The sequence below is a fragment of the Microcoleus sp. D2_18a_B4 genome (assembly GCF_036702475.1).
Lineage (GTDB): Bacteria > Cyanobacteriota > Cyanobacteriia > Cyanobacteriales > Microcoleaceae > Microcoleus.
In genome coordinates, this window is the sequence record NZ_JAUBTL010000069.1 from 1 (window position 1) to 23,596 (window position 23,596).

Sequence of the window (23,596 nt, forward strand, 5' to 3'; positions counted from 1 at the left end):
CAGGAGTCAGGAGCCAGGAGAAAAGAGTCAGAAGGAAGAAGAAAGAAGTGTTTTTGCAAATATGAGATGCTCCCGAAGGAAGAGGGAAGGAGGAAGGAATAAGGAAGAGGGATTTAGTTGCCTAAGAGAGAAAGAAGAAGCAATCGAGTCCTTATGTTTGTGCTATTAAGAAAGTCCTCCCCGTCAGGGCGGTTCCTAGAATTTTTATAAGGCACTTATGTAGAAGGCGGAAGACACTCTGATATAGAAGACTGGAGATTTAGAAGGTAGAAGGCAGAAGGAATAGAAGCGAACAGATTTCGGCAGATGTGGTAACTTATTTTTCAAGTCAAGATCGAGAAAAAGTCTCGGTCGAGATTGTGGGTGTGACGCGGGCACAAATTACACGGGCGACCTTGTAGAATATAACTGCTGCATCTATAATGTACAAAAATGTACAAATCTCGAAAAAATAATTTTAATCTAGCGGTGAATATGAAATTAACAAAATTTGTATCGATCGGCATTGCCCTACTTTTAGGAGCAAGCGGGAGCATATTATCTAGCAGCAGTAGAGCATTAGGGGCCGAAAAAGTTGTCCTCACATTTGGCCCGATCAGACAAGGCATCAATATCAGCGACTTAGAAGAATTTGCTAAAAACGGCACGACGACGCCAACCCTCCAACAAATTATCCGGTTCTCCAAAATGGACGCGCAAATGCTGCGGGGGTTCATGGGTTTAGAAATTGGTTTAAAGCCTGCTAATCTGGCGAGGGTAGTTTACAGCACTCCAGGAGAAAAAATCACTGACGACATCGGTCAAGCAATTCGGACTCAGCGCCGCACAGAAAGCGGGAAAGCTTTGCGGGCAGCGGTGATCCTGGCTGCCGGGGACGACGGTAAGGTATCGCTGCTGGAAATCCTGAAAAAGTATCCTCTCAACGAGGTTTACGTAGATGTTGCCAGCCTTCGCACCACTGTTGGGAAAGTTCAGAGTATAGCCGGAACTCTGCGAAGCCTGCTTGAAGATGTGACGCGATCGACAACTCGCACAACTGAAACAACTCCCACCGAAAGTCCGATCGAACCTCGCCGCAGCGTGCAGCCAACAACTCCGCCTCCAGCGTCGCGCCGCGCCGCCCCCTTGCCAGCACCCGCACCGCAGCGTGTGACGCCTGTCAGAGGGCTTTGGTAAAAAAATCATAAAAATGTCCTAAAGGCGGGTTGAAGCGGCTGTTGTGGCATTCTGCAGACACTTTTGATATCCAACCCCTTAGCATCGGAATAGTAAATCGGAGTTGACTGTTGACTGTTGACTGTTGACTGTTGACTGTTGACTGTTGACTGTTGACTGTTGACTGTTGACTGTTGACTGTTCACTGTTGACTGTTCACTGTTCACTGTTCACGGCGTCAACAGTCAACCGTCAACATCATGTATGAGTGTAACCGGAAATGATATGAGAGCAAACCCGCCCCCGCCCTACCCCTATCCCAACCCTCAAGAGGGTTAGGACTTTTGTGGAAACTCCAAAGCAATCAATTTTTCTTGAGCAATTTTTTGAGTAACTTAGGAATCTCTGAAGGTCGAGCCGCCACAGGTATGTCCGCCTCTTCAAAGGCAGCCATTTTGTTTGGGGCCGAAACTCCAAAGGCTTTCTGGGCAGCCGCGCGAGAACTGATCAGGATGCCGGCGTGGCCCAAAGATGGCCCCTTGGGAGCGTAGTGGCCGGCCAGATAAGCAACCACGGGTTTGTCGATCGCCGAGGCGATGTAAGAAGCAGCAGCTTGTTCACTCCACCCCCCAACTTCCCCCACCAAAACTATCGCTTCCGTACTGTCGTCTTCGTCCAAAATTTGCAGCCACTGCATAAAAGAAGAACCGACAATCGCGTCGCAGCCAATACAAACCGCCATCGACTGTCCCAACCCAGCCTCCGTCAGTTCTAGGGCAACTTCGTAAGTCAAAGTGCTGCTGCGGCTGATCACTCCCACGGGGCCGGGAGTGTAAAATTCCTTGGGGTGAGTTCCCAGCAGCAGTTTGTCGGGCACAATAATCCCCGGACTGTTGGGCCCGATTACCAAAGTTTCGGTGGCTTCTGCTTTTCTGACTAAGCGCACCATATCCAGAGGAGGCACTCCCCCAGTGACGATCGCGATTTGCCGAATTCCTCCCGCGATCGCTTCTAGAGCCGCATCCAGCACCGAGTAAGCGTCTACAAAAATTACCGCAGTGTCAACGTGACCCACTGTTGCCACTGCTTCTTCTACCAAATCAAAAATCGGAATTCCCTCCAAATCCAGCCCCCCCCGACCGGGACTGACACCGGCGACTACATTCGTGCCGTATGCTTTCATCATCAGGGCGGCGCGGGTGGACGCGGGAGATTCTGTAATGCCCTGTACTAGGACTTTGCTTTCAGGAGTTAAATTCATTTTTTCCCAATTGACACTCGATCTGTAAAAAGCAGAAGGCCTTCATCTGTACCGAAATCTCGTTTTTTGCCGATCGACTGCCGCTACTTGACGGAGGATACAGAAGCGGCCGCGGCCTCATCCAAAGTGCTAGCTAGCTGCACCGGCAACTGTCCCAAACGCTTTTTAACAGCATCAGCATCGAGCTCTACCAGCCTCAGCACAACCTGGATGTGGCGGTTAGCGCGAGCTTTCCGTTCCAAATAGCCGGCTACTGCAGCGATTATTTCCTCGGTCTTGGAGGCGCTGCCCAAAATATTTACAAGTATCACCTTAACGCTTTTATCCTGAGCGACTAACTCCAGACCCAACTCCGTGCGATCGCGCAGGGCATTTGCTGCATAGTAGCGGTCTAGGGAACCAATATTCACAAAATTAGCTGGTTTTCCTCCTTGGTGGGTTACAGCATCTAAAGTTGCCATTGTCAGGCCCACTCCGTTGCACAAAATCGCGATATTCCCGTCTAGTTCGATTAATTGCAGGGATTCGGAATTCGAGATTGGGGATTTAGATTTGGGGTCAAACTCCGGCGACTGCTGAACCTTGGACTGGGAATGGGAGCGATCGCCCCCAGCATGGGGACTTCTTCTTTCCCGTGCCAACCCGCCCAAGAGCTTCTTCTCCGAGAGTGCTGCCAAATCTGGATGTCGTCCCAAGGCATCGTCGTTGGCGGTGACTTTACCGTCTAAAGCCATTACCTCTCCCCTTGGACTGATGCCGAGAGGATTGATTTCTACTAGATCTAAATCTTTTTCGACAAACAGCCGGTACATTTTTTCGACAATGGTGCTCACCGATTGAATCAAGTCTCCCTGCAATCCCATTTTCAGCGCGAGACGCCTCGCGTAGAATGGGGAAAATTCTTGATCTACGGCAACTTGCTGCATTTGCTCGATCGACCCTTCGACATCCATACCTCCTTGGCGAGAACCCAGAAGCACCGGGCGGCGCGCTACGGGGTCTAGGAGTACCGCTAAGTACAATTCTTGGTCGGCGTTGTACTTTGCTTCTGCCAGCAGGACTTGGGGATATTCATCCTCGATCGGCAAATTAAAAATTGTTTGAGCGGCTGCTACTGCATCGATCGTATTTTCCACAAACTTGATACCGCCCGCCCTGCCCCGTCCCCCAGCCCGCACTTGCGATTTGAGTACAACGGGGTAAGGAATTTTCAGTCCTTTGAGGTCGGCGGGATTGTCAATCCGCTGCGACGGCAAAATCGGAATTGCCATCTGGCGAAATAAAGATTTAGCTTGGTACTCTAACAAATCCATTATCAATTACGGGTGACGGGTAGTTGGCAACAAGCAATTCGTCCTAATTGGCAATTCATAATTAATAGATAGTAATTGGTTTTTTGTCAAGTTAAAAGTTAAAATGTCTCGCTTTTATCTTTTAATTTTAGACTTTTGTATGGCCGATTACTTATTCGCACCGCTCGCCGATTACCTATTACCTAAGCTGTTTCAAAGTGTTTTTTTCTCGGAATTGCCAAATTTTACTCTTAGGCTCTGGCGGGGAGATATTTGGCGAGCGTTGGTGTTTTTTTGTCTCGGAAAATCTTCGGACGTTCGGCCATACTGTGCCGAGATATTTCTGCGAATTGTTTACTTGAGGCTATTAACAGCGCCTTGATGGACGGTTTTGACCCATTTGAGCCGCTTGGGCCGTACCGCAATCCGAGCCGTCACAGTCCCTACCAGCAGCCAGTGGAACATATACACAGTACCCCGCAGCGTTTGCAGCAAGGTGAGAAAAACTCTTTTAACGTCAAATTTGGTCTCTTTGCGAGTGCGGCGCAAACCGACAAACATTCCCACCACCGACAATGTAAGGGTCATAAAAGTTATGGGACTGGCGATCGGCATCCGGCGCAGCGCAATTGACATCACAAAGTCGGGTAGCGCGACTGTGGGTAAGAAATATTGAGATACCCAAAATCCAAATAAATCCCAAGTTTTCCCAGTTCCCATGCGGTTCCGCAAAATTAGCCGCCAGTAGTCAAGATAACGCTGATAGCCACCTTCTGCCCAGCGATTGCGCTGATGCCACAGAGCGCGAGCGTTAGTGACTCCTTCTTCTGACACGGCTGGGAAAGCGAGAAATTCAATGTCCCATCGGTCTAGGTGCAGCCTCACCGTCAAATCCAGGTCGTCGGTAATCGTCTCCTCGTTCCAGCCTCCGCAGCTTTCCAAGGCGGTGCGGCGCATGAATTGGCCGTTACCGCGCAATTCTCCAATGCCGCCGATCGCAATCCGCTGCTGCTGGAAAAAACTGTCGAGAGCCATTTCTGCTTCTTGGCCACGAGTCCAAAAATTTACCGAAGCATTGGCGATGGCTTTTCTGACTTGCACAGCGCCTACCTTTTCTCCATCGAACACTGGCAGCACCCGGCGCAGCAAATCCGGCGTTACCGTCGCGTCGGCGTCAAATATTCCGACAAATTCGCCGCGAGTCAGCGGTAACACTTGATTCAGTGCTCCCGACTTGCCGCCGCTGGCATTTGCTCCTCTGCGAAATACTTTGAGCTGGGGGTACTTTTTGGTTAGCTGTTCCAATACTAGCGGCGTGGCGTCGCTGCTGTGATCGTCGATCGCCCAAACCTCGTAGCGGTCGATCGGATAATCTACATTGCAGATGGATTCTACGAATCGGGCAATCACCGCTTCCTCATTTTTCGCTGCCACCAGCAGCGACACATAAGGCCAATCCTCTCGACTTTCATCAGCAAGAGGCGGCAGTGCGGGCTTGGGCGAAGCAAACAAAACTCGAAATGCTTGCATCCACAGCAGTCCCGTCAACCCCCACACTACCCAAGCACCCCAAGAAATCAAGTGCAGGGCGATCGTGCCGGCCCAAATCGCAGTCAGCACTGCGGCGGCTTTTCCGCGGCGTCCCCGGTACAGGTTTTGAGGAAAAGAGGGAGTTCCCGGCACAGACACCGCAACCGGGAGCTCTGCTTTTGTTTCCGCGTCAAACACCCTGTCGCCAATGTCTGGTATAGCAAATACTTTGCTGAGCTTCGAGTGCGAGGTCAAACTCTTGAGCTCTTCTTGAGCTAAATCAGAGATGTCCAAGTTAAGCTCGCTGCGAGCGTCGTTTTCTGGCCAAGAACTCTCCTGCATAGGTTACTTGATTCAACCACCAATAGTTTTTGATTTTAGATATAAGCATCTACTGTATCAGTTTCTGGGCTTTTGTCGAAAGCGGACGGGAGGACTACCAGCGGGTTAGGTGCTTGTACGGCCTTGGTAAACGGGTACTGCATAGAGTATTTGGGTTGACTTTTGCTTGCGATCGACCTGGAATATCTGCTAGTTTTTTCTGGGGATCTAAACTATCTGTTAGTAATAATTGTCTGAGGTGGAAATATGTCTATTCCTCAACTCAAGCCAGCCGACGACAAAGAAGTGAAAGTCTACGCGCCTTTCTGTCAAGAGCCCAGGCGCAAGTTTTTACCGCACGCTATTGCCCTCTACAAGCTCAAAAGCTTGGAGGGAGCAAGAAAAATTGACGGCGGGGAGAGCGTGCCGTTTGTCGCTAGTTGGAATATCTCGTCGCTGCCGATCGACTTAACCCGCTGTCGGGTGTTGTTTGACGGCAATGCTGAACTCAGCTACGAAGTGACTATGCAAAGCTCTGAGTTTGTTAGTTGCTTAATTGAGGTTCTCCTGACTTTTCAGCGAACTCGTACCGTCGATTTTTCTAAAACCTTTTATCGCAAGCTGATGCGAATGGATGAATAACTTTCACCGCAGCCGCACTCCCGAAAGTCGGCAATTGACAATCAAGCAATTTAATCCGGGGCCCCCGGATTGATTCGTGGATCGAGAAAAAAGCTCCTTGCTCCCGATCGCCAGCCCCCGGATTTATCAGTGGGCTTGCTTTCTTCAATCTAAAATCTAAAATCTAAAATCTAAAATCGATTGACGGGCGCTATAACTGGCGCACCAATAGTGTCAAGCCACGACGGCAACATTACATGATTGGTGCGCCAGCCCTATTTTCTAAGCGGGATAGTAACTGAGTTGTTGGATCATTCTCAATAATCCCTTTGGGGGTCAGCATTTATCCCCATTCCTAAAGTAAATCTACTGAATTTTTCAGTTGAGCGTGATACAGATTTCGCGTAGGGACTGAGGCAAAGCCTGAGTCCCTACCTGTATTTCATCCCATTGAAAAATGCTGTATTTGTTGTGGGAAAAGCGCAAAAACCTATTTCGGATATTGGTGCTGTGCGAGTACGCGCGAGCGAAGCTATCGCCGTGAGGCGAATCGCGCCGTCCGATTTCGTTCAAATTTTGCGACTCGGTAGCTGAGAGGAAAGCGCTGTAGATCCGCCCAAGGAAAATCAATCTACAGCCCTTGAACTGCGATCGGGCCTAGCATCGCAATCAGCCTTGGGGCTGCCGAAATTCCCGCCAACGCCACCCGACAATTTATGTATTGAGAAGCTAGAAGCCCGATTCTAAGCAGCTTATTGCTCGCAGTGCCACCGATCAGTTTTAACGCGGGCGATCGCACTAATAATTAATAACTAATAATACATATAGCCTTTCTCAGTAACATGAGGTGCTCTCGCGGGCATAGGGCATAGGGCATAGGGCATCAGTTGCGATCGGTGTGTACCTCATTTTATTGAGAACCGCTATATCGATTTTCAATTATATGCAAAACTGCCTATGCAAGCACCGTGTTCTCTTCCTATACAATCCTCTATTTAGCCACTAAAAAAACTATCTTCAACCTTCTAAGTACGCTATTAAGGTAAGGTAAACCATTTTTACCGTGTTATTTTTACTCGATAAAATTCGATGTTAATATCTAAGGTACGCAATCAGAAGGCATAAAAATATTACAATTAAAATCGGTTTTTAAAGGAATTATGGGCGAGAAATACTTATCAAAAACTGCTTGTAAAACAAAGAATTTAAAAACTGCTTTCCCAAAATCAAGTAAAAAGAATGGGAAGAAAAGCGTTGCGAACAGGTGAATAAAAAATTTTCGCAAAAAAACACTGTGCCCAAAAGCGACAAAATCGAGTATAATAGTATTGCCAAATTGAGGATCAGTTCAGAAAGACTGTAGAAAAAACTAAATTTATTGAAATAGACAGGTGCAAATTGAGGATTGAAGGCGTACCAAAATTGACTAAATATTTGCTGATCGGTTCCACAAAAGCTTACAGTGGCAAGTCTGCCATCGCCCTAGGGATGGCACTCGGACTCCGGGAAAAAGGACTGGCCGTCGCCTACGGCAAACCTCTGGGAACCTGTTTCAGCTCGCCAGGAGCTGGGATCGAGGACGAAGACGTGCGGTTCGCGGTAGAGACGCTGAATCTCTCAGAAAGTCAGATGCCGTCAACATTGCTGTATTTGGATGAAGAGACGGTTCACAAGCGTTTGCGGGGAGAAGACAAGACAGATTACCGCCAGTCTTTAGCGCAATATTTGCAAGCTCCCAGCGGAGACTTGGCGCTGTTAGAAGGCCCAGCTAATTTGGAGGAAGGCAGTCTGTTTGACTTGTCTTTGGCTCAAATCGCTGAGACAATTGATGCCTCTGTGCTGTTGGTAGCCCGCCCGATCGATCTGTATGTAGACGATTTGCTGTCGGCTAAACAGCGTTTGGGTTCGCGGTTGCTGGGCGTGGTACTCAATGACGTTCCCTCGGACAAACTCGAATCCGTAACGGCGACTGTGCGGCCTTTTCTGGAGGCTGCGGGTATTCCAGTTTTGGGAATGCTGCCGAGAAGTGCTTTGCTGCGAAGTGTCAGTGTCAAAGAATTGGTGCACCAATTGAAAGCTGATGTGCTGTGCCGTCGAGACCGTTTGGACTTGATGGTGGAAACCTTGACAATTGGCGCGATGAATGTTAGTTCGGCTATGAAGTATTTCCGCAAAGCGAGAAATATGGCGGTGGTGACGGGGGGCGATCGCACGGACATTCAGCTAGCGGCTCTGGAGAGCTCGACTCAGTGCTTAATTTTGACAGGCCACTTGCCTCCTTCTCCCCTAGTGATCGGCAGGGCAGAAGAAATGGAAATTCCGGTTTTGTCTGTTGATTTGGATACCTTAACCACGGTAGAAATTATCGACAGCACCTTTGGCAGCGTGCGCCTGCACGAACCGATCAAGGTGGAATGCGTTACTCAGCTAATGGCAGAACATTTTGACCTTGATGGCATGATGGCATCCTTGGGCCTGAGCGATCGAGTCCATTAAGAAGAGAGCCGGAGGTGAGGGAAGAAGGTATTCGGCAGAGAGAACTTTTTGTTTAAATAAATAAAAAGCCAAAATTCTTAAATTCTCAATTTTTCTTGAATTCTACCTTGAGCTCCGGCTGCCGAATGCCTTCAGACATTCTGCCTTCTGGCTTCCTCAAATCTCCCGATCCTCTAGTCTGATCCCGTAAATCAGCAATTCTTAACTTCTTTTTGGCGGCAATGGCTAGTGAGTCTGCTAAAATCCACAACGTAGTTTTATTTAATTTAATAAATTCTTTGAGTCAATCAATTGAGCTACCCAGAGTAGATGATTTTTTACAAGAACTAGCGGCGATCCAGCAAACCAGCTCCAAGCGGCTTGCTCTTTTGGGTTCTCGCCACGTTCCTATTACCCACCAGCAGCTAATTGAGATGCTGAGCTACGCCATAGTTCTGGGAGGCAATCAGCTCATCACTTCTGGCGCTACAGGCACCAATTCAGCAGCAATTCGGGGGGCAATGCGAGCAGATCCTAATCTGCTGACGGTGATTTTGCCACAAAGCATGAGTCGCCAGCCTCGGGAGTCTCGCGACCAACTCGAACAAGTGATACATTTGGTAGAAAATCCCAAAAATGATAGCTTGTCTCTCCCGGAAGCAAGCGCCATGTGCAATCAGGAGATTATTTCTCGCTGCCAGCAACTGATATGTTTTGCTTTTCACGAAAGCCACACTTTGCTGAAAACTTGCCAGGATGCGGAGGAACAGCGCAAGGTGGTTACTCTGTTCTATTTTGATTGAACTGCGAGGCGGATGATGCTGTTGGGATTACCTGTGTCGGTTATTCTGCTTGATTGTATTGCTGCTGCTGCTGCGCTGGTGTACGCACCGTTTTTGGTGGTTGCGTTCGCTCGCTTGCAGCTAGGCTACGACCAAGCAGCCCCCCGCGCTATGTTTGAGAGGTTGCCTGCTTACGCTCAGCGGGCAACTTGGGCTCACCAAAATTCGTTTGAGACGTTTATGCTGTTTTCAGCGGCGGCTTTGATGGCTTTTGTGACGGGGGTAGATTCGGAACCGGCGGGTTGGGCTGCGATCGCTTTTACGATCGCCCGGTTGTTGTTTTCGGTTTTCTATATTCTGAATGTGCCGCTGGGGCGATCGCTCATGTTTGCGATTAGTTCTTCTTGCACTGTTTCTTTATTCTATTTCAGTTTAATGGCTGTTAACGGCTAATTTTCAGTAGTCATTGGTTATTGGTTATTGGTTATTGGTTATTGGTTATTGGTTAGTTGTTAATCCCCAATGCCCTGTTTTGCCAATGCCCAATGCCCAATGCCCAATGCCCAATGCCCCATTACCAATTACTAATTTATGGCTGCTAGTTATTCCTTTGATATTGTCAGCGATTTCGATCGGCAAGAATTAGTCAATGCTGTTGACCAAACAACGCGAGAAATTCAAAGCCGCTACGACTTAAAAGATACCAAAACCACTGTAGAATTGGGCGCTGAAGCAATTACTGTCAATACCGACAGTGAATTTACTCTCGACGCAATTCACACTGTTTTGCAAACTAAAGCCGCGAAGCGGAATTTATCTTTGAAAATTTTTGATTACGGCAAAGTTGAAGCTGCTAGCGGCAGTCGGGTGCGTCAAGAAATCAAGCTGAAAAAAGGGATTGACCAGGAAATTGCCAAGAAAATCACTAAATTAATTCGAGATGAGTTTAAAAAGATTCAAGGCTCGATTCAAGGTGATGCAGTGCGCGTTTCAGCTAAGGATAAGGATGATTTGCAGTTGGTGATTCAACGCTTGAAGCAAGAAGATTATCCGGTAGCTTTGCAGTTTACAAATTACCGCTAGATTTGAGAGTTTTTCGGGACTTCAGTCCTCATACGTGGTGACGAATCAGGACTAAAGTCCTGACTACAAACAAGTTTTTATCGACTTAATATTAAATATCTAAACCGATGACTGTTAAATCGGGAGGATGTTCGACAACAAACTGGTAATATAACTCTTGCTTTGCTTGCGGCGGCAGAGACATTATCCATTCTAGTAGTCCCATTTCACCTGCTACTATCTTCGGATTAGTGACAGTCAACCGCACTTTAATTTGTTCATTACGACTGACTGGCAATTGCTCTTGTAGTGTCAGGTGTACCTGCACCTGCCGCAGGTTAGTCACACTCAAACGATAGGCGTAACTCGTGCGCCGCTGATTGCCGATAAGTTTTTTATCTACTTGTCTTTCCACTAATTGCCGCTCTATTTTTAACCCTTCATCTATTCCTAAATTCAGCTTATATTCTTGGCCGGGGGAAACATTTTCTAACTGCACAGTGCCGACAAAAGTGTTGTCGCGAAAGATATTTGCTTTACCCGGAAGCAGAGTTGCACCTGTCAGCGGATTCACAACAAGTGCTTGCAAATAGGCAAAACTGACTAAGTGTGGGACGGCAATATATTCAGGTTGAGAGGGATAATTATCGCTAAAAATAGTCACTTTCTGCCTCGAACTGTCGCTGGGAATATTGGTATTTCCGGCTATTTGAAAAGAGACTGTGCCGCCTTCTCTGGATACTTGAGCTGTTGCTATTTCAGCTTCTATGCGCCGTCCTTCACTGGGGAGTGAAGCGCCTGCATAACCTTCTTCTAGGATCTCTTCTAGGTCCCATAAATCATCCTCTGATGAACCCCGACCAGCGGGTGCCATTAACTCGAATATCTCGATATACCAAGGCTTTAGTTGTGGTGGGAGACTTCCCAATCCGGGTTTTGCTGTAGATAATGTCAGCGCTACTCCTGTCCAATCTTCGCCTGTATTTTGTTTGACATCGGCTAGGTAATGGAGATTAATTTGGTTGTTGGTGGTATTGACTCGCAAGTCGTAAAGGGGAGTCCAAGATGCTCGCTTTACTACATAGGAAAGTTCTAGTTCAAAGTTGCCGCTGCCGCTTGGTTCGATGGCGACAATGATGTTAAAACTTTGCTGGGAATGGGAAGTCCTTACTTGTACTAACTTATGCTTTAAAATTTGTATTTGAGTGTCTAATTCGTGCTGTTGTCTTTCGTGCTGCGCGATCGCACTTACATATTTTAGGTAATTAGTTCCTAAAAAGTTGAGCATTTCGCCAGTTTCGTTTAAACCTACCTGCTGTTTGGCGATGCTGCGGGAAAAGAAACGGACGCTTTTTTCGCTTAAATCTTCGACAAATTTGAGTTGAATTCTTCGGGCATCTAACTTGTCTTTTATTGCCCGTTTTTGGGTTTCTAATTCTTGGATCTGTTGGGTTAATTCGGCGATGCGATCCGCTACAGGTTCTCTGCTCAACACTCTTTTGCTGTGCACTCCCAGCAATCGCACAGCAACTGTACCCGCACCCGTAGCCCTGACTGACTCTGTTTCGAGGGTTGCGGGAATAGATACGATCGCCAATTCTCGTTCGTTTCCCGTCAATGTCACTGTGCCACGGCGCGTCACCAAAGCGCGATCGGTGTAAACTGTAACTTCGGATATGCTAGTATTTAGTGTTTTAATGGTATCAGAATTAAGTGTTTCTGAGTCAGTCATTGCCAGTTGCTCCTATTTAATAACCGTTTAGTCGATCGAGGAATTTCAAAAAGAGTTTATCGATCAATTTTGCCGATCGCCCATTCCTCTAGAAAACTCCTCAAGCGCATCCAAAGGTGAAGCAAACAAAATGCAGCGTTTAAGCAAAGACAAGTCTAACTCAGGCAGCACTTCGCTGCTAGTAATGCGATCGTAATCTTCCTCTGGCCGATGGTAAAGCTCTAGAGTGCCATCTTCCCAACAATTTCTAACACTCCATCGCAGTAAAATAATCCCACCCCCGGAACGTCTTCAAAACCAGCTTGAATGGTCTTGAATTGATGCCATGTCAAACCGCGCCAAGTGAAACGTTGTTCGACTGCGGGAGAACTGCTTGGATTGTCTACAGTTTGAAGCATGATTGTTTTATTGATGTTCAAAATGGTAGCGCGGGACTGGGCGGGTTTACGAGTTTACGAACTCGTTAGTTTTAGGTATTGATAGTTGGTAAAACCCGCGCCTAGGTTTAATTTTAGCTTAGTGGGTCGATTCCTGCCAAATCCAAAATTTGAGGAATTAAATCTTCTCGTTTGACGGCCATCATGTGAACTCCTTGACAAATCTGCCGCGCTAGCTTGACTTGTTCGGCAGCAATTTTCATGCCTTCCTGCAATGGTTCTGGAGCTTTTGCTAAACGATCGATCGTTTCTTGCGGAATGTGAACTCCCGGCACGTATTTTTTAATAAATTCAGCATTTTTAGCTGATTTAAACAAAAATATTCCTGCTAAAACTGGCTTGTTGCAGCCCGCAGCCACGTGGTGCATAAACTTATCCAAAACTTCAAAATCTGTAATTAATTGACTCTGAAAAAACTGGGCTCCCGCCTCTACTTTTTTCTCAAATCGACTTTGCAAACCCGACCAACTGGGGCATTGCGGATCGACGGCAGCACCGACAAATAAATCGGTAAATCCGTCTGTTAAAGGTTTGTCATTCCAGTCTTTGCCGCCATTCATTTTTTGGATGACTTGTAACAGTCGTACTGATTCCAAGTCGAATACACTTTTTGCTTTCGGATGGTCGCCGGCTTTGACGGGATCGCCTGTAAGTGCTAATACATTGCGAATGCCTAAAGCGTGGGCTCCCATGAGATCCGCTTGCAGGCCAATTTGATTGCGATCGCGACAAGCAACTTGACAAATTGGCTCAATTCCGTGCTGCACTAAAATCGCCGAAACTGCTAGGGGGCACATTCGCAAAACTGCGCGACTCCCGTCTGTGACATTAAGGGCGTGCACTCTGTTTTTGAGGCGTTCAGCCATTTCAATTGTGTGAGTTATGTCGCCACCTTTTGGGGGGGCAACTTCGGCGGTAATTATAAATTCTCCGGGGGTGGTGCAGGCTGTGCGAAAACGGTTCATAGTTATTTCAAGGAAGAAGGAAGAGGGAAGTGGGAAGAAGGAAGAGGGAAGAAGGAAGAGGGAAGAAGGAAGAGGGAAGAAGGAAGAGGGAAGAAGGCAACGGATCGATATAACGGATGTAAAAGATTTAAAGGATGGAAGGGAGAAGGAACAATTTATTAATCATTAGTAATTTGGTAAGATAGTCAATTACCAATTACCAATGATTAAACAGGTAAAGAATAACCGAAAGCTGTCTTAACCTTAGTTAGAGTTTGATTAGCAATAGCTTCTGCTTGTTCTCTTCCGCGACGTAGTACAGACTCCAAATATCCCCGATCGTCCATTATTTCCTTGTATTTATCCTGAATTGGTTTGAGGGCATTAATTGTCGTCTCTGTCAGCAAGGGTTTAAAATCTCCCCAACCCATGTTTTCACACTCCGCTGCTACTTCTTCCTTAGATTTGCCGGAAAGCAGGAGATAAAGTGTCAGCAAATTTCTAGCTTCGGGGCGATCGGGGTCGTCAAAAGTCAAACCGCGCACGGCATCTGTTTTGCAGCGCTTGATTTTTTTGGCGATCGCATCTGGCGAATCCAATAAATTAATTCGACTTTGTTCGGAAGGGTCAGATTTCGACATTTTGCGCGTGCCATCTGTCAAACTCATCACCCTCGCACCGTCAGTCCGAATTAAGGGTTCGGGAAGTTTCAATACTGGCTTTTCGGGTGTGCCGAATTGGTGATTTAATCTGATGACAATATCGCGGGTGAGTTCCAAATGCTGTTTTTGGTCTTCTCCCACTGGCACTTTGTCGGCATCGTAAAGCAAAATATCGGCTGCCATTAAGACGGGATAATTTAGCAAACCGGCGTTGACATTTTCGCCTTGTTTAACTGCTTTTTCTTTAAACTGAATCATATCTTCGAGCCAGTTAATCGGCGTAATACAGTTGAGCAGCCATGCTAGTTCTGTGTGCGCCGAGACGTGGGATTGCACGAAAATAGTAGAATATTCTAAATCGATGCCGCAAGCTAAATACAGTGCGGCGATCGTGTAAGTGTCGGAGGCTAGAGTTGCTGGATTGTGCGGTGCGGTAATTGCGTGCAAATCGACTACGCAGAAGTAATTTTCGTACTGACTTTGACCTTCTACCCAGTTGCGAATGGCACCGAGATAATTGCCGAGGTGAAGATTGCCGGTTGGCTGAACTCCCGAAAGAACGCGCTGTTTGCCCATGAGGAAAGAATAGAATTGAACTCACATTTCTATATTGACACGTTATTTCAATTTCAGAGCCTCTAATTTTCTGGCGGTTGACTGTTGACTGTTGACTGTTGACTGTTAACTGTTGACTGCTGACTGTTGACTGCTGACTGCTGACTGCTGACTGCTGACAACTGACAACTGACAACTGACAACTGACAACTAACAACTAACAACTGACAACTGACAACTGACAACTGACAACTGACAACTAACAACTGACAACTGACAACTGACTAATTAAAAATCTGTCAGCAACCTTGCTTTCCGCAAAACAAATGTCAGAACTGTTTCTTCGCCGGTAATAATATCGGCTCTGCCTTCCATTCCCGATTGAATGGAATACTGGCGGGGGACGTTAGCTTGGGGAGTTCCGAAGAATTGGCCGTTGGCGGATTTGAGCTTTGTTAAATAAGTTTGTTCGGGCTTAATTGCCACTTCGTAATAAGCTGTACCTAAATTATTAGTGGGATTTTGAGTGGCGATCGCATCTGGGGCGATTTCGCTGACAGTTCCTTTTAATGTGCCGTAATCGGGGAAAGGCAAAGCCGAAATCCTGATCTGTACGGGTTGGCCGATTTGGATGCGGGCGATGTCTTGGGATGTCACCTTGGCTTTGACTACCAGGGGTACGTCGCTGGGGACGATTTGGGCGATCGCGCTGCCGGCTTGTACGGTTTGACCAGTATTTCGTACTTCCAATCTGAGAATTGTACCATCAGCGGGCGCGCGGATCACGCTATTTTCGAGTTTTAAGTCAATTTGATTTAGTTCTTTTTTAGCTTGAATCAATTGTTGTTGAAGAGACGATCGCTTAACGAGCAAAACCCGCCGACTTCGGCCCAGTCTTTCGGCGACATCTGGCAGCGATGTGGCGAATTTTACTAAAGCGGCTTCGATTAATTCCTGTTGGGCGGAAGTTTCACTTTGGATGTTTTTAAATTGGGCGCTGGCCAAAATTTGATTTTCTAAGTCGCGCAGTTGCTGGTTGATTTGCTGTGCTGCTGTTTGAGACTGATTAATTATTTCTTGTAACTGCTTTTTTTGCTCGCCCAAACGCGAAGCGTCTACAACTGCGATCGCATCTCCTTCTTTTATTGTCTGATTTTCGCTGACAGCAATGCTTTCGACGGTTCCTTCGGTTGCTGCTTGCACGACGCGCACTTCTCCTGCAGGACGGACGATCGCATCTGCTTTGACTGTAGCGCTGTATTTGGTGACGCTAGCGAGGGCGATCACCCCGCCAAAGGTCGCCACCATCAAAATGCCCCCCAAAGTCGTCCAGCGGCTGACAGGGGGCAAAAACTGGTCGTTATCAAAGGTTTCAGTGGGTGTGGCTTCGGGAGTGAGAGACATGGCGGCAAGGGGGAGAGGGGAATAGTTTGGAGTTTTGAGTTTTGAGTTGGGGGAGAGGGAGAGTTCGATCGCTGATTTCTTTTGTCACTTTTACGATCGGCTTTCCGGAAACCAAGCATAGGTTTAGAAGTCTAAATCAAAATTCACAGGGTAAAGGTAAAAATCCGCACAGCTTTGCCGTTCCCACCCACAAACTTCGCCAAATATCAAGAGGAGTGAAGCCAGCGGGCCAGTCTCATGAAAATACGGCGTTTCCGCCATGAGTTTTGGCACTGTTACCGGGTTTTTCCTGTATGCGTAGGTAGTAAGTAAGTACATAGGTATTAATAGGAGTTATTTATGTCAGAAAATCAACAAGGTTCACTCTTCATCGAAGTAACCGATGGAGAATCTGCTACTGTCAACGGTGGCAGTATTACCAGCGATGTTAGCGGTGCTAAAAGCAACAGCGAGACGGAGAACAGCAGCAGCTATGGCCTGAATATGCTGTTTTTCCTGCCGCAGCCTAGCCAGCTTTATCTGTACGATCCTCGCCGCGATCGCACTTACAAAACCCTAGTGGTTTAGATAGCTGAGTCAAGTTGTGCGATCGAGTAAATTTTCAAAATTTATCCGTAATATTCCGGAAACCGCACAGCACTACAAGAAGTATTACTCAGTATTTACACGAGGCTCTAGAAATTAAATAATATTTCTAGTTTCCCTTCAATTCTATTAACTTAAACCGAGTCAAATCATGAAAGAAACACAGGACAATTCACTGTTTGCTGAACTCACCCCTGAAGAATCAGCTAGCGTCAACGGCGGTCACTATTATTATAATCGATACAACTGTTACCGTCCGACGCGTCGCGTCGTGTACCGCCGGAATTGCGACGGCTCCTTCAGAGCCGTGTACCGCTACTCGTAAGGTTTAGTGCTGTCAATTGGGCTCGATATATTGATGTGAATTAATAAAGCACCCATAAATTTATGGGTGCTTTGTTCTGATTGGGTACTCGGTGAAGAGTAATGTTCATTAGGCTCTACTCATTATTCATTTTGCCAAATGTTAAAGAACATTCCTTTTATCCGAGAAATGCCATTATTCGGACAAGTAAACAGGTTGATGAAATATCAGTAGGAGTTCTTTATGTCCGAAAATCAACAAGGTTCACTCTTCATCGAAGTAACCGATCGAGAATCTGCTACTGTCAGCGGTGGCAGTATTACCAGCGATGTTAGCGGTGCTAAAAGCAACAGCGAGACCGATAACAGCAGCTATGGTCTGAATATGCTGTTTTTCCTGCCGCAGCCTAGCCAGCTTTATCTGTACGATCCTCGCCGCGATCGCCCTTACAAAACTCTAGTGGTTTAGATAGCTAAGTCAAGTTGTGCTATCGAGTAAACTTTCAAAATTTATCGGTAATATTCCGGAAGCCGCACAGCACTACCAGAAGTATTAGTCAGTATTTACACGAGGCTCTAGAAATTAAATAATATTTCTAGTTTCCCTTCAATTTTATTAACTTAAACGGAGTCAAATCATGCAAGAAACAAAGGACAATTCACTGTTTGCTGAACTCACCCCTGAAGAATCAGCTAGCGTCAACGGCGGTCACTATACTAATCGATACAATTGTCAGCGGCAGCGGCGCAGTTGGGTCGTGTACCGCCGGAATTGCGACGGTTCATACAGAAGAGTAGTCCGCTACGCCTACTACTAAAATTTAGTGCTAGTCAATTCATATCTATAACTGTGGAATCGAGAAAGCACCCATAACTTTATGGGTGCTTTTTGCTGATTGGGTAGTTGGTGATGAGTAATCTTATTTATGCTCTACCATTATTCATTTTGCAAAATGTTAAAGAACATCCCTTTGATCGGCAAAATGCCATTATTCGGACAAGTTAACAGGTTTAAGAAATATCAGGTTGTTCTCCAGCAGAGCGAAGAAGATTGCGGGGCGGCTTGTTTGGCTTCGATCGCGAAATTTTACGGACAAAATTTTACTATTAGCCGCTTGCGAGAATGTGCGGGCACCGGCCAAAAAGGGACGACTCTGCTGGGCTTGAAACAAGGAGCTGAGGCGATCGGCTTTAATGCTCGATCGGTGCGAGCCGCGGCTGCTATTTTAGACCAAATTGAGGAAGCGCCTTTACCGGCAATTATTCACTGGAGCGGTTATCACTGGGTTGTTTTGTACGGAAAGCAGGGCGACAAATATGCGATCGGCGATCCGGCTGTCGGTATGCGCTATGTTTCTAAAGCAGAATTAGCAGCAGCTTGGACAGATTGGCTGTGCTTGCTAGTAGAACCCGATGCTGAGCGGTTTTTTGCTGCAGCAGAGGGCCAACCGCCCGCCAATTCCTTACAAAAATGGATGCGCCGGATTGGGATTTATCGCCCGATTTTAATGGAAGCATTTTTGCTGAATGTGGTGTTGGGTTTGCTGTCGATTTCTTCGCCTTTTCTCGTTCAACTGCTCACTGACGACATCCTGGTGCGGGGCGACAGACAACTCCTGGCGAGTGTGGCGATCGCAGTTATAGTTATGAACCTTTTTAGCAGCAGTTTAGGATTGGTAGAGTCGAACTTAATTGCTCAGTTTTCCCAGCGTTTAGAATTGGGATTGGTGATGGAATTTGCGCGCAAATTCCTGCGATTGCCTTTGAGCTTTTACGAAACCAGACGCAGTGGCGAAATCGTCAGTAGATTACAAGATATCCAAGAAATAAATAAATTAGTTTCTCAAGTCGCTATCAGCTTGCCTAGTCAATTTTTTATAGCTGTAGTTTCTTTTGTTTTTATGTTATTTTACAGCAAGGAACTGACGTTGGCAGCTACAGCTATAGCTCTGTTAATGACTGCCTCTACAGTGGTATTTCTGCCCGTATTGCAGCAAAAAACGCGCAGTTTATTGGTGTTGGAAGCAGAGACTCAAGGCGTTTTAGTAGAAACTTTTAAAGGCGCGCTGACTGTCAAAACTACTAGCAGCGGTCAACAACTTTGGGAAGAATTTCAAACCCGCTTCGGTCGCTTAGCCAAGCTCACTTTCCGCACTACACAAATTGGCATTCTCAACAATATATTTTCTGGCTTTGTTGCCTCTGCTGGCAGCATTACTCTGCTGTGGCTTGGTAGCGGTTTGGTGATTGACAAGGTATTGAGTATAGGTCAGTTGCTAGCGTTTATTAGCATGAATCAAAACGTTACTACTTGGGTGAATTCCCTAGTAGGATTTACTGATGAAATGACTCGCGTGCAGACAGCAACTCAACGGCTGTCGGAAGTCATCGATGCTGAACCGGAAACTAAAGACGATACGAATAAACCTTTTGTAACTATTCAAGACCGCGACGGTATTGTTTGCAAGAGTGTTAATTTTCACTACCCCGGCAGACTTGACTTGCTGGAAAATTTTTCTGTCACATTTCCCGGCGGTCAAGCAATTGCTTTAATTGGTTATTCGGGCTGCGGAAAAAGTACGCTAGCAAAAGTAATTGCTGGTCTGTACCCGCTGCAATCTGGTAATATTAGAATTGGCGATTACAACTTGCAGGATTTGTCTCTTGACAGTCTCAGACAGCAGGTGGTTCTTGTTCCTCAAGAAGCGCATTTTTGGAGCCGTTCGATTATGGAAAATTTTCGATTAGGCAGTCCCGATATCAGCTTTGAACAGATTGTTAAAGTCTGCAAAATTGCGGGTGCGGATGAATTTATCAGCCAATTGCCGGATAAATATCAAACTGTTTTAGGGGAGTTTGGAGCGAATATTTCGGGCGGACAAAGACAAAGATTGGCGATCGCCCGCGCCCTTCTCAACAACCCACCAGTATTGATTTTAGACGAATCTACCGCAGGGCTAGACCCCGCAAGCGAAGCGGAAGTTTTAGAACAATTGTTGATGTATCGGCACGGGAAAACGACGATTTTTATCAGTCACAGGCCGCGAGTGATCGATCGCGCCGATTGGATTATCATGTTAGAACGCGGCCGATTGAAATTGCAAGGCTCGGCTGCAAAATTGCGATCGATTCCAGGAGACCATTTAGAGTTTTTGCATCCTTGAGCTAGTTAATAAAACGACAGGTTGAAATCTGTCGCTACACAAACAAAACCCGCCTGCGCGGTTCGACACCGAGTCAATCGATTTTAGACTTTAGATTTTAGATTAAAGAATTGAAGCATTGACCCCACGGATAAATTCGGGGGCTCCTTTATCGGATACAGGTTTTTTATTTCTGGGTCCTGAGTCTGCTTTCGGAATGAATCCGGGGGCTTGTATCCTGGATGCTTGATTGTCAACAGTCAACAGTCAACAGTCAACAGTCAACAATCATTTCGCTGGTGCAACCGGAATTGATATCACTCATGACTAATAACTTCTCTAAGTTTCTTGAGCCAAAGTACATCGATCGCACAATCCGAAAAACTCCAAAGTGTGATAATAAATCTTGAAAGAATGAGATTGTTGTAGTTGGCTTTCTAAGTGGTGGACGGGGCATTCGTCGATCGTAATTGACGCGCCACATTCCAGACAAGTTAGGTGGTGTTGGTCTTGGTGGGCGGCACCGTAGAGAGACTCGCCACTAGCGAGAGTTCTGACGTGAACGAACCCCTCTCGCTTTAAACCGTCGAGGGAGCGGTAAACGGTTGCTAGGCCCATGCTTTGGTCGCTGTTACGCAGTTCTAAGTAGATATCTTGCGCTGAGAGCGATCGATTCAAGTGCTTGAGCAAGTGTAAAATACGCTCCTGACTGCGGGTGTGGTTGGTTCTCATAATTTTTTTCTCGAATCTGCTGGAATCACATCTGTCCCTGTTTCTAGGCTATCTTACTTGGGCGAACCAAATGGCGATCGGCGCGCAGCTCGGTTGTAGAATACAATGGGGCTAACTTTCACATCACCTACCGCAACATTCCCGTGACTCAGAAATATCTTGCCCAAATCTATGTTACCCTCCGCCCTTCTGTTTTAGATCCCGCCGGAACTGCCGTACAGTCTGGTTTGCAACACATGGGATACGACAATGTTGAGCGTGTGCGAATCGGGAAGTACGTTGAATTGACGCTGACTGCTGCGGGTGAGTCGGAGGCGCGCGAACAACTCGATCGCGTTTGCGACCAACTTTTGGCCAATCCAGTGATTGAAAATTATCGCTTTGATTTGACTGAAATTCCTGTTGCTGTGGAGACAGCGGCGGCATAAATGCGATCGCCCCTAGGGTGTTTTTAAACCCGGAGATCCCCCCTAACCCCCCTTAATAAGGGGGGGACAAGAGTGTTCAAAGTCTCTATTAAAAATACAAGAACTAGAACGACTCCAAGTCCCCCTTCTTAAGGGGGATTTAGGGGGATCTAGACTTAGATACAAGCGAGAGAAACATAAGATTTTAGTCTTAAGTTTACACCTCTTCCTTCTTCCTTCTTCCCTCTTCCTTCTTCCTTCTTCCTTCTTCCTTCTTCCTTCTTCCTTCTTCCTTCAGCTTATGAAATTTGGAGTTATTGTTTTTCCGGGTTCAAATTGCGATCGCGATGTGGTATGGGTGACTCAAGGGTTACTCCACCAACCAACTCGCATGATTTGGCACGAAGATACCGATATTTCGGATATTGATATCATTGTAATTCCCGGTGGTTTCAGTTACGGAGATTATTTGCGGTGCGGCGCGATCGCCCGTTTTTCTCCGGCGATGCGGGCTACTGCGGAACACGCGAAACAGGGCAAACTTGTACTGGGTATTTGCAACGGTTTTCAGGTGTTGACTGAAGCTGGTTTATTGCCCGGTGCTCTGGTACGGAATGCGGGATTGAATTTTATTTGCGATCGCGCTTCTTTGAAAGTCGAGCGCGGTAATACTCGTTGGACTGCGGCTTATACTTTGGGTGAAATTATCGATTTGCCGATCGCCCACGGTGAAGGCAATTATTATGCTGATGCGGATACTTTAGCAGAACTAGAAGACCACAAGCAAGTGTTGTTTCGCTACTGCACTCCGGCGGGCAAAATTAGCGATGCTGGGAATCCCAACGGTTCGTTAAATAATATTGCCGGTATTTGCAATCGCCAAGGCAATGTGTTAGGAATGATGCCGCATCCTGAACGGGCATCCGATCCGATGTTGGGCGAAACTGATGGGGTGAAATTGTTTCAAGGGTTGTTGATGGCAAGTGTTGCTGCTGTTTTGTAGTTGATATTTGGGGTGTCTATAATTTTAGGAACAGGCAAGATGCCTGTTCCACAATACATCAAGTTTCTTGTGGGGTGGGCATCTTGCCCGCCCAAAATCAACAGGCTTTCCGGGCTGTTCCACAAAACATCAATTTTTTAACTGGTTCCCAGGCTCCAGCCTGGGAACCTATATCCAGAGGCTCTGCCTCGCTTTAACTGGTTTAACTGGTTCCCAGGCTCAGCCTGGGAACCTATATCCAGAGGCTCTGCCTCGCTTTAAAGCGACGCACCTACCAAATTAAAAATGCTAAAATGATTTGAGAGTCAATACATCGGAAAACAGTCCTATGCCTTCACCCTTTCCTGGAATGGACCCCTACTTAGAACACCCCGATTTCTGGCAGGAAACTCACAATCGATTGATTATTGCGATCGCTGATACCATCATGCCTCAAATTCGCCCTAAATATGAGGTCGCAATCGACAAACGCATCTATGAAATTACCGATCCAAATGACAGTAACAGCGACTCCCTTTTAGTAGGTATCCCCGATGTCGCGATTAAGCGTCAATCTAATAACCAGAATATTCCTACAGGTTCAGTTGCCACTTTAACTATAACACTTCCGACTACCGTCAAAGTGCCTGCTCCTGAAAAAATTAAACAGACTTACTTGGAAGTGCGAGAAATGGCAACGAAACAAGTTGTCACCGCAATTGAAATTCTTTCTCCAGTGAACAAACGTAGTGGAGAAGGAAGAATTACTTATCTCAAAAAACGCCAGAGTATTTTAGGTAGCTTAACCAATTTAGTCGAAATCGATTTACTACGAAAATGGGAATCTATGCCCATTCTTAATAATTCTATTGAAAGCGATTATCGGATTTTAGTCAGTCCCAGTAATCGCCGTCCGTTTGCCGAACTTTATGCTTTTAATCTCCGCGATTCTCTACCTATATTTCCGCTTCCCTTGCGCGAGGAAGATGTAGAACCTATTGTTAACTTACCAGAATTATTTGCAGGTATTTACGATCGCGCTGGCTATGATTATCGGCTCGATTACAATCGAGAACTCATACCGTCCCTACCGGAAGAAGATCGGGTTTGGGCAACCGAACTTTTGCAAGAAAAAGAACTTCGAGATAATTAATTATATTTTACTTGATATCCTAGGGTTAGTCGCGATCGACAATCTCTAAATTAACTTG

26 protein-coding genes are annotated in these 23,596 nt (G+C 46.5%); 15 read left to right on the forward strand and 11 right to left on the reverse strand.

Features of this window, described 5'->3' with window-relative positions:
- Nucleotides 1-474: 474 nt before the first annotated feature.
- Complete coding sequence (locus QUB04_RS27950; protein ID WP_333289512.1) at nt 475-1,176, forward strand: alpha/beta hydrolase; 702 nt, start codon at nt 475-477, stop codon at nt 1,174-1,176.
- 5 nt (nt 1,177-1,181) lie between these two features.
- Here the strand turns inward: QUB04_RS27950 and QUB04_RS27955 are convergent, their stop codons facing one another.
- The 4 genes from QUB04_RS27955 to QUB04_RS27970 form a co-directional block, all read right to left on the reverse strand.
- Entirely contained in the window at nt 1,182-1,361 is a 180-nt protein-coding gene (locus QUB04_RS27955) for a hypothetical protein (protein ID WP_333289514.1), read from the reverse strand.
- Nucleotides 1,362-1,519: 158 nt separating this feature from the next.
- Nucleotides 1,520-2,416, reverse strand: coding sequence for a CoA-binding protein (locus QUB04_RS27960; RefSeq protein ID WP_333289517.1), 897 nt, complete (start codon nt 2,414-2,416; stop codon nt 1,520-1,522).
- 83 nt (nt 2,417-2,499) lie between these two features.
- The gene (locus QUB04_RS27965; protein ID WP_333289518.1) at nt 2,500-3,729 is read right to left on the reverse strand and encodes a succinate--CoA ligase subunit beta; all 1,230 of its coding nucleotides are present in this window, start codon (nt 3,727-3,729) and stop codon (nt 2,500-2,502) included.
- 333 nt (nt 3,730-4,062) lie between these two features.
- Nucleotides 4,063-5,580: a glycosyltransferase family 2 protein gene (locus QUB04_RS27970; protein ID WP_333289520.1), complete on the reverse strand. Its 1,518-nt coding sequence runs from the start codon at nt 5,578-5,580 to the stop codon at nt 4,063-4,065.
- A gap of 246 nt (nt 5,581-5,826) precedes the next feature.
- Between QUB04_RS27970 and ebsA the strand changes: the two genes are divergently transcribed.
- From ebsA to QUB04_RS27995, 5 genes are all read left to right on the forward strand, one after another.
- Entirely contained in the window at nt 5,827-6,201 is a 375-nt protein-coding gene (gene ebsA / locus QUB04_RS27975) for a type IV pilus biogenesis protein EbsA (protein WP_333102571.1), read from the forward strand.
- A gap of 1,377 nt (nt 6,202-7,578) precedes the next feature.
- The gene (locus tag QUB04_RS27980) at nt 7,579-8,676 is read left to right on the forward strand and encodes a phosphotransacetylase family protein (protein ID WP_333289522.1); all 1,098 of its coding nucleotides are present in this window, start codon (nt 7,579-7,581) and stop codon (nt 8,674-8,676) included.
- A gap of 278 nt (nt 8,677-8,954) precedes the next feature.
- Entirely contained in the window at nt 8,955-9,458 is a 504-nt protein-coding gene (locus QUB04_RS27985) for a DNA recombination-mediator protein A (protein ID WP_333166317.1), read from the forward strand.
- A 15-nt stretch (nt 9,459-9,473) separates the two neighbouring features.
- Nucleotides 9,474-9,890 carry an MAPEG family protein gene (locus QUB04_RS27990; RefSeq protein WP_333055489.1) on the forward strand — a complete coding sequence of 139 codons (417 nt, stop codon included), beginning with the start codon at nt 9,474-9,476 and terminating at the stop codon, nt 9,888-9,890.
- 138 nt (nt 9,891-10,028) lie between these two features.
- Nucleotides 10,029-10,520, forward strand: a complete 492-nt coding sequence (locus QUB04_RS27995; protein ID WP_333289524.1) for a YajQ family cyclic di-GMP-binding protein — start codon at nt 10,029-10,031, stop codon at nt 10,518-10,520.
- Between the two features lie 91 nt (nt 10,521-10,611).
- On the opposite strand, the gene QUB04_RS28000 is transcribed toward QUB04_RS27995, so the two are convergent.
- The 3 genes from QUB04_RS28000 to QUB04_RS28010 form a co-directional block, all read right to left on the reverse strand.
- Entirely contained in the window at nt 10,612-12,231 is a 1,620-nt protein-coding gene (locus tag QUB04_RS28000; protein WP_333289526.1) for a mucoidy inhibitor MuiA family protein, read from the reverse strand.
- A 221-nt stretch (nt 12,232-12,452) separates the two neighbouring features.
- The gene (locus QUB04_RS28005) at nt 12,453-12,629 is read right to left on the reverse strand and encodes a hypothetical protein (RefSeq protein WP_333289528.1); all 177 of its coding nucleotides are present in this window, start codon (nt 12,627-12,629) and stop codon (nt 12,453-12,455) included.
- Nucleotides 12,630-12,742: 113 nt separating this feature from the next.
- Entirely contained in the window at nt 12,743-13,633 is an 891-nt protein-coding gene (locus QUB04_RS28010; RefSeq protein WP_333289530.1) for a methylenetetrahydrofolate reductase, read from the reverse strand.
- Between QUB04_RS28010 and QUB04_RS28015 the strand changes: the two genes are divergently transcribed.
- A complete protein-coding gene (locus tag QUB04_RS28015) occupies nt 13,617-13,802 on the forward strand; it encodes a hypothetical protein (RefSeq protein WP_333289532.1) in 186 nt (61 codons plus the stop codon). The genes QUB04_RS28010 and QUB04_RS28015 overlap by 17 nt on opposite strands.
- A 37-nt stretch (nt 13,803-13,839) precedes the next feature.
- Here the strand turns inward: QUB04_RS28015 and trpS are convergent, their stop codons facing one another.
- From trpS to QUB04_RS28030, 3 genes are all read right to left on the reverse strand, one after another.
- Nucleotides 13,840-14,850, reverse strand: a complete 1,011-nt coding sequence (trpS, locus tag QUB04_RS28020; protein ID WP_333289534.1) for a tryptophan--tRNA ligase — start codon at nt 14,848-14,850, stop codon at nt 13,840-13,842.
- 62 nt (nt 14,851-14,912) lie between these two features.
- Nucleotides 14,913-15,095, reverse strand: coding sequence for a hypothetical protein (locus tag QUB04_RS28025; protein WP_333289536.1), 183 nt, complete (start codon nt 15,093-15,095; stop codon nt 14,913-14,915).
- 22 nt (nt 15,096-15,117) lie between these two features.
- Nucleotides 15,118-16,233: an HlyD family efflux transporter periplasmic adaptor subunit gene (locus QUB04_RS28030; protein ID WP_333289538.1), complete on the reverse strand. Its 1,116-nt coding sequence runs from the start codon at nt 16,231-16,233 to the stop codon at nt 15,118-15,120.
- 339 nt (nt 16,234-16,572) lie between these two features.
- Here QUB04_RS28030 and QUB04_RS28035 point away from each other — a divergent pair, with 339 nt between their 5' ends.
- The 5 genes from QUB04_RS28035 (at nt 16,573) to QUB04_RS28055 (ending at nt 20,285) form a co-directional block, all read left to right on the forward strand.
- Nucleotides 16,573-16,800, forward strand: coding sequence for a secretion protein HlyD (locus QUB04_RS28035; RefSeq protein WP_333289540.1), 228 nt, complete (start codon nt 16,573-16,575; stop codon nt 16,798-16,800).
- A 169-nt stretch (nt 16,801-16,969) separates the two neighbouring features.
- Nucleotides 16,970-17,143: a hypothetical protein gene (locus QUB04_RS28040; protein WP_333289541.1), complete on the forward strand. Its 174-nt coding sequence runs from the start codon at nt 16,970-16,972 to the stop codon at nt 17,141-17,143.
- 222 nt (nt 17,144-17,365) lie between these two features.
- Entirely contained in the window at nt 17,366-17,590 is a 225-nt protein-coding gene (locus QUB04_RS28045) for a secretion protein HlyD (protein WP_333289543.1), read from the forward strand.
- 169 nt (nt 17,591-17,759) lie between these two features.
- A complete protein-coding gene (locus QUB04_RS28050; protein ID WP_333140946.1) occupies nt 17,760-17,939 on the forward strand; it encodes a hypothetical protein in 180 nt (59 codons plus the stop codon).
- Nucleotides 17,940-18,074: 135 nt separating this feature from the next.
- The gene (locus tag QUB04_RS28055) at nt 18,075-20,285 is read left to right on the forward strand and encodes a peptidase domain-containing ABC transporter (RefSeq protein ID WP_333289545.1); all 2,211 of its coding nucleotides are present in this window, start codon (nt 18,075-18,077) and stop codon (nt 20,283-20,285) included.
- 318 nt (nt 20,286-20,603) lie between these two features.
- Here the strand turns inward: QUB04_RS28055 and QUB04_RS28060 are convergent, their stop codons facing one another.
- Nucleotides 20,604-20,996, reverse strand: coding sequence for a Fur family transcriptional regulator (locus tag QUB04_RS28060; protein ID WP_333289547.1), 393 nt, complete (start codon nt 20,994-20,996; stop codon nt 20,604-20,606).
- A 143-nt stretch (nt 20,997-21,139) separates the two neighbouring features.
- Here QUB04_RS28060 and purS point away from each other — a divergent pair, with 143 nt between their 5' ends.
- The 3 genes from purS to QUB04_RS28075 all read left to right on the forward strand — a co-directional run bounded on the left by purS (nt 21,140) and on the right by QUB04_RS28075 (nt 23,538).
- Nucleotides 21,140-21,424 carry a phosphoribosylformylglycinamidine synthase subunit PurS gene (gene purS / locus QUB04_RS28065; RefSeq protein ID WP_333042010.1) on the forward strand — a complete coding sequence of 95 codons (285 nt, stop codon included), beginning with the start codon at nt 21,140-21,142 and terminating at the stop codon, nt 21,422-21,424.
- Between the two features lie 280 nt (nt 21,425-21,704).
- On the forward strand, nt 21,705-22,406 hold the full coding sequence (purQ, locus tag QUB04_RS28070; protein ID WP_333289549.1) for a phosphoribosylformylglycinamidine synthase subunit PurQ: 702 nt from the start codon (nt 21,705-21,707) through the stop codon (nt 22,404-22,406).
- Nucleotides 22,407-22,734: 328 nt separating this feature from the next.
- Nucleotides 22,735-23,538 (forward strand): DUF4058 family protein, encoded by an 804-nt coding sequence (locus QUB04_RS28075; protein WP_333289551.1) that lies wholly within the window; start codon nt 22,735-22,737, stop codon nt 23,536-23,538.
- Nucleotides 23,539-23,596 lie beyond the last annotated feature (58 nt).